This is a genomic window from Streptomyces bullii, from assembly GCF_042657145.1.
In the GTDB taxonomy this organism is placed as follows: Bacteria; Actinomycetota; Actinomycetes; order Streptomycetales; family Streptomycetaceae; genus Streptomyces; species Streptomyces bullii.
This window is the reverse complement of sequence record NZ_JBHSNY010000002.1, coordinates 712,295-723,237: the sequence shown is the minus strand read 5'-3', so window position 1 is coordinate 723,237 and position 10,943 is coordinate 712,295. Positions and strand designations below refer to the sequence as shown.

Sequence of the window (10,943 nt, the reverse complement as noted above, 5' to 3'; positions counted from 1 at the left end):
CGCCAGCGCAGGGCGGGCGCGCGAGCGGGTTACGCGACGTCGGCGCCCTTGACCAGGACGGCTCGATTGGCGTCGAGGGTCTTGGTGCCGTAGAGGCAGTCGACGGAGACGACCATCTGCTTCTTGTCCATGTCGTAGTCGTAGACCACGCGCAGACCGAAGCCCTTGTAGTTCGCGATCGCCGCGTCGCGGGCGCCCATCGGCAACTCCAGTGGCCGGAAGGCGAGGGCGAACGCGGACCGGTGGAAGGCGACGCCGACCTCGGTGGTGGAGTTGCCGCTGGTCTGGGCGGGCTTGGCGATGTTCTGCGTCATGTACGGGTCGAACCCGAACACGCGGCGGCCGAGCGACGCCTCGGTGAGGCCCTCGGTGGAACCGCGCTTGTCGGCCTCGTGGAACAGCGGGTCGCCGAGCCAGCGCGCGGCGATGGTCGGGCCCACGGCGGCGCGCCGCTCGGAGGCCGGGACCGTCCGCGTGTCGAGGACCCGGCCGGCGTCGATGAGGACGCGCGGGTTGTCCCACGCCCACTCGTTGTCCCCGGCGACGACGCCGACCTCCTGGACGATGTCGTCGCGCAGGGCCAGGATGTCGCGGTCGATCTTCTGGGAGATCGCTTCCATGGCCGGGGTGAGGAGCTGCTCGTCGAAGTCCTGGATCTTCAGCGTCATGTCCTCCGACGTGACGGCGAAGGAGACGTCGGCGAAGTGGTTCAGCGTCATGTTGACGCTGTTCTCCGTCGCGTCCTGGACGGTGATTCCGCTGGCCCTGTTGTACTCGTTGGCCACGAAGGTCGTGGGCTTGCGGATGGTGATCGCGTCGCCCTGCTTGCGGGCGAATTCGGCCTCGTAGTCGCGGTGCACGAGGCTCGCCATGACGGTCGTCTCGTACAGGTTGGCGAGGGCCTGGCGCGCGATCTGCTGCGCGGTCAGGAACGTGTTGGCCATGGGTCATGCCTCCTATCCGGCTCGGCGCTTGCGGCGCGCGGCGCGGATTTCGTCGATGCTGTCGGGTTCGGAGGAGCCCCCGGCCCCGCCGTTGAAGTCGCTGCTGGTCCGCTCCGGCGCTGCGGGAGCGGACTTGAGCTTGGGGTTGTCGTCGACCGCCTTCTTGATGGCGGCGTTGACGGCCTTGGCGAACCCCTCGTCGGACGGATCGAGGTCCTTGATCGAGCGAAGAAAGGCCCGGCTGTCGGTGAGCGCGTCCGGGTCGGCGCCGTACTTCGACGCGCCCCGGTACACGGCCAGCTCGACCGCGGTCTCGCGGTGAGCTGCGGTGGCCTGCTCGATCTGCGCCTTCAAGGCGGCCGGGTCAGGCGGTGTCTCCTTGTCGTCCTTGACCAGGCCGAGCGCCTTGCCGAGCTCCTGGACGATCTCGTTGCGGGCCTCGTCGGCGGCCTGCTTCTTCGCGTTCGTCCGGGCCTTGGCCGCGTCCGCGTTGGCCGCCTTGAGCTCCTTCTGGAGTCGGGCGATCGTCGCGGCCGGGTCCTCGTTGCCGTCCTTCTGTGTGGGCGGCTTCGGCTTGGGCTTCTCGTCGCTGCCGTCGTCGGAGGCGGTGTCGTCGTCGCCGGTCCCGCCGGCGTCGTTGTCTCCCGCGTCGTCCGTGCCGCCGTCATCGCTGTCGCCGCTGTCGGATCCGGAGTCGTCTCCGTCCCCGCCGTCGGCGTACAGGTACGGGTCGAAAGGGCCCGTGGCGTAGGGGTGTGCCCAGCCAGCTCGGTGCCAGGGAAGGGTTCGCTTCTGCATGCGTGCACTCCTGGTGCGCGTCGGGATGTTCGGCCCCGCGCCTGGCGGGGGGTGTGCGATCCGGCCCGCACCCGGCGGGCGGAAGACTGTCGGTCAGCGAGCGGTCGTGAGCTGCTCGCGATGCGGCTTTCGGGGCAGGCCGGTCTGCGCGACCAGCTCACGTACGCGCGCCTGATACGCGCGCACCCGCGCGTTCGCAGCTGTCCGCTCGCTGTCGTCCAGCGCCGCAGCCACGTGACGCTTCCACTTCCTGATCTGCCGCTCGTAATACCGCTGCTGTTGTGTCTGCTCGTACGTCCCCCGGCTCGGCGGCTTCGGCCGCGGCCTCGTCAGGCCGGGCAGGTAGATCGAGATCGTGTGGCGGCAGTTCGGATGCATTAGGCCCTTGCCACGGGCTTCGGGCAGGGAGCCCGCCACGGAGACCGACACCGTCCGGCCGTCTTCCGTGGCGTGCTCGACCTGCACCGTGCGCTCACCCGGGCCACCCGACCGGCTGAGCACCTTCCCCTCCCAGGGCTTGCACAGCGGACACTCCTCCGGAGCATCCGACACGACCACCAGGTCAATGCCAGCCGCCCCGAGACGATCCGTGTGAGCCTCGATCGCTGCCCGGCCCAGCACCGACCGAGTGGCCATCTCGACGTACGAGCGCATGTCCCAAGCGCGGCCGCGCGAGTCCACGAACCCGGTGATGCCCTGGTTGGCGAATCGGTTGAGCGCCGCCTGCGCGGCCTTCCGCCGTGTCTGCGCCCCGAGCGCCGGGGCCGCTGCCGCCTGAGCGATTACCTGCCGGTAGACGTCCATCGTCTGCCGCAGGATCCGCAGGTGGACCGGGCCCGTGTCGTCGATCAGGGCCTGCGCGAGCCGGTCCACGGTCTGCGTGCCGGGCGGGATCGCGGCGACCGTCGGGGCGAGCGCGCCGAGTTCGACGACAGCGGCCTGCGCGCCACGCTCGTACGCCTCGCTCACGGCTTGGCGGACCGCCCCGGACGCGTCGGCTTGAAGCGCCGCGATGATCTCCTCGATAGCCGTCTGAAGGTGGCCGACGGCTGCGAGCTTGAGCTGTACCCACGTCGGGCTGTCGATGCCGTCCGCGAGGGCCCGCCGGATCCGCTCAATGAGGACGGCCTCGGCTGCCTCGTACAGGTCGGCGACGGCGGCCGCGAGGTCTTCGGCCATGGCCGGGGAGACGGGCACCGCCGACCACCACCTTCTACGGGAGTTCGCCGGTCTGCATTGGGTCAGGGACGGCCATGCCCTGTTCCTGCAGGATCCGGTCGACTTCCTGCTGCACCATCGGGTCGTCCCACTCCGGATGCACCATCCGCACCTTCGTGTCGACCGAGGCCGCCTGTGCCCGGGTCAGCATCTCCACCGTGGTGGCCAGCTGGAGCGGGTCCTCCTGCACCGAGTCCTCGAACTCCACGTTCGGGCGCTGCGGCTGGACGCCACCGCCGAACACCTGCTGGTCGACGGCCAGCAGCGCCTCAATGGCGTGAGCGAGCGCCGGACGCCACCGCAGGATCTTCCGGCCCCGGGTCGTCATCGACAGGCGTTCCTTGGACACGGCCTCCGTGGCGGTCACGGCGACGTCGCCGCCGAGTCCGAAGGTCTGCCCGCTGTATCCAGCGCTGCGGAGGATCTGGTTGATCAGGTCCGCAGCGGTGTCGAGGTGTTGCTGTACACGGATCTCGAACTGCGCGACGGTGAGCTGCTTGCCGGAGTCCGGTCCGGTCAGCATGTCGATGCCAGCGAATGCCTCTTGGTCGGGATTCCAGGTGGCACCGCGGCCGGGCCCATTGTTGTGGAGATAGGCGTTGGGGACGACGATGCGGCCCTTGCCGAGGCGGATGTCCCGCATCAGCGAGGAGTACGTCTCGTCGAGCTGGTCCATGAGCGTCTCGACACCGTCGAGGTCGCTGCGGCCCAAATCCTTTAGGGCCTGGTTGCCTCGCCAGCGGCGAGAGAGCTGGTTGGGGACGTGCGCGACGTCGAGCTGCTGGTAGCCGGTCTCGACGAACGACTCGTCGTTGACGACGCCAGCGAGGCCCTCGGTGTCGGGGTGGTCCTGCAGCGGCACCGCCCGGCCGAGCTTGCCCGCCGTGCCTTGGTATAGGCCGTGCAGGATGCGGCCCGGCTCGTGCCGCTCCAGGTGCCGCCAGACCTGACCGTCTTCTTCATGGACGATCCTCCAGAAAGTCACCGCACGCAGCCGACTCCACACGAACTCCGGTACCGCGCGGTCGGCGTGGACTGCATCGAGCCACGGCCGGTCAGCGAGGGTCTTGTCGTAGACCGGCCGCAGGTAGACGGAGCCCAGCGCGGAGCCGATCTCAGCAGCCGTCTGTAGGGTGGCGAGCATGCCGTCGTCAGTGAGCTCGTCGAGCCGCTTCGTCGTGGTCTCGCCGTCGACGGTGAACTTCGGTGGCTCGCTGAACAGCAGGTTGGCACTGCCCGCACAGATGTCGCTGGCGATCGGGACGTGGACCTTCGTGCGGCGCTCGCCCGCGCCGGTTGGTGTGCCCCACCACCAGCGGGCGAGGCGGCCGACGACTCCGCCGGCGAACTGGACCGGCTTGGGGTCCAGACCGCCGATCGTGCTGCCGCCGTAGAGGGACTCCAGACGGTCAGGGTCGCCGCTCCACCAGGTGTCCCAGGCGTGCATGGTGTCGAGGGCGGGCTTGAGGTGGGGTGGGGGCCAGGGGACGTTACCCGTGGGCAGTGGCATCCGGCACCTCCTCGTGGGGCTCACCCGGCTTTTCCAGGTGGTCGGCCGCCGCACGCAGGAACGCGGCCATCTCGCGGCGGAAGGTCGACTCCTCGACACGGCCGTTGGTCAAGGACACCGTGACGCTGCCCCAGCACGCCTCTGTGTCGCCTGCGCGAACGTGCACAGGCAGCTTGATCTCAGCGGGCATTAGGCAGCCACCTCCAAAGCACTGCGAACGAGCGGACGCCACAGCGCCTCAGTGGTCACGACCGCATACCGGCCGCCATCGAGCGAGTGATCCGCCACCTTGATCGGCTTGTCCTCGCCCTTCTCCGTCGCGGCCGGATCCCAGGAGTAGCCCGGCGCCTCGCGGATGAAGCCCTTGCAGCGGTCCGACACCGCGAGCTGGCCCTCGGCGAGCAGCGTCGCCATGAGGCTGATGCCGCGGGAGACGTCGTTGTCCGCCGGGTGCGGGGACACGCCGTCGCGGTACAGCTGGAGCCGCAGCGACGCGGCCGACGGATCGACCACCCACCACTCCGGTACGGCCGGGCCCCCTCGCGGGAGGTGCTGCTGCTGCGCCCAGTCCCGCAGGCCCGCCGACAGTTGCCCGTCGGTGAGGCGCTGCTGGTCGTGCTTCGGGTCGTGCCGCCACTCGTCGACTAGGTACAGCCGCCGGTCGATGCCGACGCCGAGGAGCAGGCCAGCGGTGGCGTTCGTGGTGCCGTAGTCGACGCCGAGCGCCAGGAGACGCTGCATCGCCGGGAGCTGTGCCCAGGGGACAACGTGCTTGGTCGGGTCCCACATGTCGAACACGGCGCCCTCGGCCGCGACCCACTCCCCGAGGATGAACCGCCGGTACCAGAGCCCGGTGTACGTGCGCCGGTAGCGGTCCTTCACCGTCGAGGAGAGGGCGGGGTTGTCGTCGAGCTTGAAGTGCCAGACGCGCCAGTCCGGCAGTCGGTCCAGCCGGTCGAGGAACCGGGCGCGGACCCAGTGGGCCGGCGAGTCAGGGTTGGTCGTGCAGAAGATCTGCGCACCCTCGACGGAGCAGCGGCCCATCAGCTGCTGGAAGAACTCCTCCGAGATGACCGTGAGTTCGTCCACGTACGCGCCCGCACACGTTAGGCCGCGCAGCACCTTCTCGGCCTTGGCGTCCGAGGCGCCCAGGACGTGGATCGTCCGGCCCAGAATCGTCGCGGTGGACGCGCCGTTGGTGTACTTCGTGAACTTGGCCATCGGCCCCATGAGGGCGGGGTCCATGAGCGGGCCGAACACGTTGCGGTTCAGGGAGTCGCGGGTGCGGCCGACGACGACGAGTTCCCCGCCGCGGGGCGCGGTGGCCACGTACATCAGCCACCGCAGCAGGCTGCTTGCGGTCTTCCCGGAGCGGATGCTGCCCTCGGCCAGGTTGACGAAGGCCGTGGAGTTGACGACGTAGTCGAGCTGCTTCAGCGACAGAGGAACGGGGAGATCACGAAGCATCGTCCCCCTCGTCTCCACGGGCGGCCGCCTGCTGCTCGTTCCAGACCTGCTGGAGGCCGGTCATCATCTTGCCGAGCATCGAGCGGGCGTCGTCCTCGCCGTTCTCGGTGAGCGGTGGCACGAGCCTGAGGGACTTTTCCAGCGCGATGCCTGCCGCGGCCATGAGGTTCTTCTTGTCGATGGCCGGCGGCTCGTCGACGTCCTTGTCGCGGTAGGTGTTGTCCTTGCCGCCGAAGTTGTAGATCTTTCCGGGCTCCCACATCTGCTGGGTGAGGCGCAAGGCGTCGAGGTGGAGGTAGACCGCGGTTTCCGTGCGGAGAGCTGCGAGTTGGGCGACGCGGTGCCGGGTGGCTTCCTCGGTCATGCTGGTGTCGAAAGTGAGGCCTTCCTCGGCGCAGATGAGGGAGACGGTGCGCTGCGAGCGGCGGGTGATGCGGGCGATCTCGTTGCGGCCCTTGCCCTCGCCGTGGAGGCGGATGATCTCGGCGCGTTCCTCGTCGGTGACGAGCCCGCCTTTGCTGACCTTGGGTCGCGTCACGGGGGCACCTCCATCCGGACATGCGAAGGCCCGGCCGGGGAACGGAAGCCGGCCGGGCCAGTTCGTGGGGTGTGTCAGACCTTGCAGAAGCCGATGCGCTTCAGGGTCTCGTTGATCTGCTTGCCCTGCGCCTCAGTCGTCGTGACGTCCCTGTACGTGAAGCGCTCGGCGGCCCAGTGGTCCAAACGCGTGCCCTCACGGTTGATCGCAGCGCACTGGTTCTGCGCGGCTCCGATGGCCTTGTCCTCGTGCTTCACGATGTCCGGGTTGACCGCGGCGAGGGCCTGGAGCAGCTCGGCGCGCTTGGCGCCGGTCGGCTCGGGCGGGATGCCAGCGTCCTTCAGCAGCTTGTCCTTCTGGGCCTGCGTGAGTTCACGGGCGCTGGCGGACGCCTTGGGTTTCTGGTCGCTGCTCTCTTCGGTGCCGTTGCTGGAGCACGAGGTGAGTGCGAGCGCGGTGATGGCGACGGCTACGGCGGTGTACCGGAGTTGCATGTTCCCCCCTGGAACGGTGTGGCTGAGGGGGCATCATGCCTCACCCGGGTTGATCGTTTCCGGGCATGCCAGATCTGCGGCCCATGGTGAGGCACGATCCGCTAGAACGTCAAGCAATGTCAGCTCGTCAGCGGGGGCGAGACGCCTAGCATCAGCCCATGGCAAGCCTGCTCATATCTATCGGCGCCCTCCTCGTCAGCGTCATCGCGCTGGTCTGGCAATTCATCTCATGGCTGCGCACTGGCCCCGTCATCCAAGTCAGGACTCACTACGCCATCCCCGTGATAGGGGGTGAGATGAGCACAGAGGAGTTCCTTGCGGTGTCGGCCACGAACCGAGGACGGTCTCCAGCGACCATCACCTCGTGGGGACTCCTGCTGCCTGGAGGGGCTACCACCGCAGCAGACAGCGCACCGCTGCCGGGGGTTGAGGCTCTCCCCTTCCGCATCGACCCATACGCCGAGACAAGCTGGTACATCGCCAACCACGAAGTTGAGCGCATCTGCCACGTCCGTGGATGCAGACGCTCAGACATCAGGCCCTTCGTCATCGTGTCCGGACAAGGACGCAAAACGGGGAAGCGACTGACGTAAGGCCCCGCCGTCCACAGGGGAAGACGGCGGGGCCTGCGTGCCGGGCGTTACCCGGCGCGGCCGCCAGAGTGGCAGGACTACGGGCAGTGCGGGCGGGTTCGTTCGCGGTCGGCGATTCGATCGGCCTCGTTGATCAGCGCGCGGGCGCCCTCGTGCTTCCCCTCAGACGCGTAGACCTCAGCCCGTTCCCGCAGAATGTCGGCCACCTCGTACAGGGCGATGCTCGCGGCGTGGGTGGCCGCCACTTCGTAGTTGCGGTCGCCGGTCCAGCCGATGAGCGGCGCGGACACGAGGGCGTCGCGGACCTGCTCTGTGACGTCGTACAGGACGGTGGGGTCGCTCATCCCCACATCATCCCTTCTTCGGCTTGGCCGGGGTGGGCTTCTTCGTGGGCTTCAGCCAGCCGCCACGCGACGCCTGGTAGTCGGTGCCGTGCCGCGCCTGCTGCTCGGGCGTCAGCTTGGCGCGCAGCTCAGCTTGGGGAACGGATCGGCGGAAGGCCATGATGGCGGTCCTGTCTCTTCGTTGGGATGGGCACCGGGGCGGCCGGACGACTTGGCGGAAGGACGGCCGCCCCGGGGTAGATGGGCCGGTAGATCCGGCGGTAGACCGAGGTAGATGGCGCGGTAGACGCGCAGGTCAAGCGGCGGTAGACGGCTCGGTAGACGCCCCATCGGCGACAGTCGGGGAAGGGGCCAGATCCACCCGCCGCACACCCCTCGTAGGGCTCTTACTGCCGGGCGCCTTGACCTTGGGATGGACGGGGATCCGCAGGGCCTCCAGACGGGCCCGGAGGTCGGCCACCGACCAGCCCTCCCCGTGACCCTGCTCCTGGAGGTGGGTGAGGACCGTGCGCAGGTGCACCGCGTCGGCGTCTCCCATGACCTCCAGCAGGAGGGCCCGGACGGCTGCGACGTCGAGCTCGGCGCAGGCCTCCTCGGCGGACGGGTGGGGTGTTGTCTTCCCGGCCTTCCAGGCGGCGCGCAGCCACCACCCGGTGAGGAGCCACATCAGCCAGGGCAGCGCCCGGAGGATCGCCCACACCGCGTAGCCCAGCGCGCCGAGCAGTGCGAGGCGGAGGATCGGGCCGAGGGCGGCGCGCCAGCCGTCAAGGTCGTCGCGGCGGCCGGCCTTCACCCAGGCGGCGAGAGCGTCGGCACGGCGACGCCACACGATTGCGGAGCCCCCGGCGAGACGATCGGCGACCGTGGTACGGGCGGCCCACAGAGCAAGTCGGCGCTTCACAGAAGGCCCACCCCCTGCACCGCGGTGATGAGCTGGGCCCCAGCCCCGTTGATGAGCCCGGGCAGCCAGCTCAGCGCGTTGGCCACCCCGGCGGTGAGGCACAGGCAGACGCCGCAGAACACGCCGCCGACCATGCGCTTGCGCTCATCCCGGCCGGCCGCGCGGAACGCGAAGATGGTGCCGCAAGTGAGCAGGAACACCACCACGGCGCCTTCTGGAGTGAGCGATCCGAGGTCCCCGGTGGTGACCGGAGCGCCGGCCTGCTGGCCGGTGGCCCCGGCGACGGCCTTCCCTCCTCCGGTGTTGGCGGCTCCGGCGGCGCATCCGGCGATGTAGCCGAGGAGGCCGCCGCCGCACATTGTGGACAGGGCGCCGAGGAGGCTGCCGGTGCCGAAGCTCTTGAGCTTGGCGGGGTCGCGGTCGCTCTTCCACCAGGGCCTGAGGTTGGCCCAGAGGATGACGAGGACGAGGGCGATGCCCGCGAGGGTGAGGCCGGGGCCGGTCATCGGTGTACTCCGGTGACGAAGAGGACGGGGTCGTACCAGTCCAGGACGCCGAATGCGCCGAGGGCTGCGGTGATGAGGAGGAAGCGGGGCACCACGCGGCCGGTGCGCCTGTCCAGGCCCCAGGCTGCGGCGACGGCCACCGCGGCGATGACGTAGGCGGCGCCGATTCCGGCTTCGCTGCGGGCCTGGTTGACGGTGTGGGACCACAGGCCGACTGGGCTTTGGCCTGCCGCCCACGGGGTGAGGGCGGCAAGGATCGCGGCGACCATGCGCCAGGTGACGAGGTGATCCCACAGCCGCGCCCAGAGCCCCGGACGCTGCTGCGGAGCGGGATCCGGGCTGGTCAGGACGATCTCGTGGGTGTGGCGGACCTCGACGATCCGGGGGTCCGGATCGGGCGGAACGGGCGCCGGCGTCGTGTCCGCGGGGGGTGGAGGAGGTGGGGGTGGTGCCCACCAGGGCGGGATCTCGCCGGGCTCGGGCGGCCGGGCGGGGAGCGCGGCGCCGGCGGGGATGACGCGGGTGGGGGTGACGGGGCGGTCGTCGGGCATGGGGGTCTCCTGGTGGCCGAGTGGGCGGGCGCCGAGGCGGCGGAGGTAGTGGCGGGCGCGCAGCTCCTGGCCGTCGGGGCCGGGCTGCGCGCCCATCAGCCGGCCAGCCGGATGTAGCGGGCGACGGTGTCCTCACGGGCGTTGGCGTCGGCGACCTGGCGGACGTAGGCGAGGACCCGATCCGGCTCGCGGATCCCGGAATCCAGGGCGGTCCGGACTGCGTCCTTGATGGTCATCGGCCCGGTGGCCGTCGGCTGCGGATCGGCATCCGGACTGTCCGCGGACCGTCCGGACTGATCCGGATCGGCGGATCCGGAATCCGCCAGGGCGCCGATGCTGCGCTGCTCCGCCTCGACCAGGGCCTCGCCGCGCTGGAGCTCACGGCGGATCGGGATGAGGGCGAGCTGGCCGTCAACGGCGGCGCGCCGCTTGGCCACCCACTGCTGGGTGCGCGGGTCGAGCGGCCGGGCGTGCACGCGCATCGCCATCGACCAGCCGCCCTTGGCGAGCGCGGACACGGCCGCACCGACCGCGCCGATCACCCACGTGTCGGCGATGAGGTAGCCGTGCGCGAAGACCGCGCCCATGGACACGGCGAGCGCCCACCGGCCTGCCCGGCGCGCGACCTGGGCCCGCTCGGGGTCGTAGCGCAGCAGCCACTCGACGGCCATGCACATGATCCATGAGGCGTCGAAGGCGACCGCGGCGGTGTAGGCGACAGCGGCGATGGTGACGGCGGACAGGAGGTCGCCGATGCTGGCGGTCGTCCAGGTGAGGGAAGCGGTGACGAGGATGGCGGCGCCGACGGTGACGGCGACGCGCACCAGCTGGTCCCAGTCGCGGGGCGGGGCGGGGACCTCGATGACCTCACGGTCGAGGACCATCTCGGTGTGGCCGTCGACGGTGTGAGGGACGAGGCGGGTCCGCTCGATCTTGCGGGTCTTCACGTGCTCCTCCGGGAGCGAAGAGGTGGCCGGCCCCGCGGGGGGAGTGGTCGCGGGGCCGGCCGGTCTGGGGTTCAGGCGAGGTGGCGGCCGAGGAGGTAGGCGCCGAGGATCAGCGGCCATGCCATGGCGAGG

General features: G+C 70.1%; 15 protein-coding genes. 1 reads left to right on the top strand and 14 read right to left on the bottom strand.

The features are described from left to right. Positions 1–29: 29 nt before the first annotated feature. From ACFPZJ_RS07600 to ACFPZJ_RS07565, 8 genes are all read right to left on the bottom strand, one after another. Entirely contained in the window at positions 30–944 is a 915-nt protein-coding gene (locus ACFPZJ_RS07600) for a major capsid protein (protein ID WP_381018876.1), read from the bottom strand. A 12-nt stretch (positions 945–956) separates the two neighbouring features. Continuing rightward, positions 957–1,742, bottom strand: coding sequence for a hypothetical protein (locus tag ACFPZJ_RS07595; RefSeq protein ID WP_381018874.1), 786 nt, complete (start codon positions 1,740–1,742; stop codon positions 957–959). Between the two features lie 93 nt (positions 1,743–1,835). Continuing rightward, positions 1,836–2,921, bottom strand: coding sequence for a phage minor capsid protein (locus ACFPZJ_RS07590; RefSeq protein WP_381018872.1), 1,086 nt, complete (start codon positions 2,919–2,921; stop codon positions 1,836–1,838). 34 nt (positions 2,922–2,955) lie between these two features. After that, complete coding sequence (locus tag ACFPZJ_RS07585) at positions 2,956–4,470, bottom strand: phage portal protein (RefSeq protein WP_381018870.1); 1,515 nt, start codon at positions 4,468–4,470, stop codon at positions 2,956–2,958. Then, complete coding sequence (locus ACFPZJ_RS07580) at positions 4,451–4,582, bottom strand: hypothetical protein (protein WP_381018868.1); 132 nt, start codon at positions 4,580–4,582, stop codon at positions 4,451–4,453. Before ACFPZJ_RS07580 ends, ACFPZJ_RS07585 begins: the two co-directional genes overlap by 20 nt. Positions 4,583–4,659: 77 nt before the next feature. Further along, a complete protein-coding gene (locus tag ACFPZJ_RS07575) occupies positions 4,660–5,937 on the bottom strand; it encodes a PBSX family phage terminase large subunit (protein WP_381018866.1) in 1,278 nt (425 codons plus the stop codon). Further along, positions 5,927–6,475, bottom strand: a complete 549-nt coding sequence (locus ACFPZJ_RS07570; RefSeq protein WP_381018865.1) for a helix-turn-helix domain-containing protein — start codon at positions 6,473–6,475, stop codon at positions 5,927–5,929. Before ACFPZJ_RS07570 ends, ACFPZJ_RS07575 begins: the two co-directional genes overlap by 11 nt. Positions 6,476–6,549: 74 nt before the next feature. Further along, positions 6,550–6,969, bottom strand: coding sequence for a hypothetical protein (locus ACFPZJ_RS07565; protein WP_381018863.1), 420 nt, complete (start codon positions 6,967–6,969; stop codon positions 6,550–6,552). A 158-nt stretch (positions 6,970–7,127) separates the two neighbouring features. Between ACFPZJ_RS07565 and ACFPZJ_RS07560 the strand changes: the two genes are divergently transcribed. Beyond that, the gene (locus ACFPZJ_RS07560; protein WP_381018861.1) at positions 7,128–7,562 is read left to right on the top strand and encodes a hypothetical protein; all 435 of its coding nucleotides are present in this window, start codon (positions 7,128–7,130) and stop codon (positions 7,560–7,562) included. A 77-nt stretch (positions 7,563–7,639) separates the two neighbouring features. Here the strand turns inward: ACFPZJ_RS07560 and ACFPZJ_RS07555 are convergent, their stop codons facing one another. The 6 genes from ACFPZJ_RS07555 to ACFPZJ_RS07530 all read right to left on the bottom strand — a co-directional run bounded on the left by ACFPZJ_RS07555 (position 7,640) and on the right by ACFPZJ_RS07530 (position 10,811). Beyond that, a complete protein-coding gene (locus tag ACFPZJ_RS07555; protein WP_381018859.1) occupies positions 7,640–7,906 on the bottom strand; it encodes a hypothetical protein in 267 nt (88 codons plus the stop codon). Between the two features lie 7 nt (positions 7,907–7,913). Further along, complete coding sequence (locus ACFPZJ_RS07550) at positions 7,914–8,066, bottom strand: hypothetical protein (protein ID WP_381018857.1); 153 nt, start codon at positions 8,064–8,066, stop codon at positions 7,914–7,916. 135 nt (positions 8,067–8,201) lie between these two features. After that, the gene (locus tag ACFPZJ_RS07545; RefSeq protein ID WP_381018855.1) at positions 8,202–8,807 is read right to left on the bottom strand and encodes a hypothetical protein; all 606 of its coding nucleotides are present in this window, start codon (positions 8,805–8,807) and stop codon (positions 8,202–8,204) included. Further along, positions 8,804–9,313: a hypothetical protein gene (locus ACFPZJ_RS07540; protein ID WP_381018853.1), complete on the bottom strand. Its 510-nt coding sequence runs from the start codon at positions 9,311–9,313 to the stop codon at positions 8,804–8,806. Before ACFPZJ_RS07540 ends, ACFPZJ_RS07545 begins: the two co-directional genes overlap by 4 nt. Continuing rightward, positions 9,310–9,960 (bottom strand): hypothetical protein, encoded by a 651-nt coding sequence (locus ACFPZJ_RS07535; protein ID WP_381018851.1) that lies wholly within the window; start codon positions 9,958–9,960, stop codon positions 9,310–9,312. Before ACFPZJ_RS07535 ends, ACFPZJ_RS07540 begins: the two co-directional genes overlap by 4 nt. Next, a complete protein-coding gene (locus ACFPZJ_RS07530; RefSeq protein WP_381018849.1) occupies positions 9,960–10,811 on the bottom strand; it encodes a protein transporter Sec31 in 852 nt (283 codons plus the stop codon). Before ACFPZJ_RS07530 ends, ACFPZJ_RS07535 begins: the two co-directional genes overlap by 1 nt. Between the last annotated feature and the right edge of the window lie 132 nt (positions 10,812–10,943).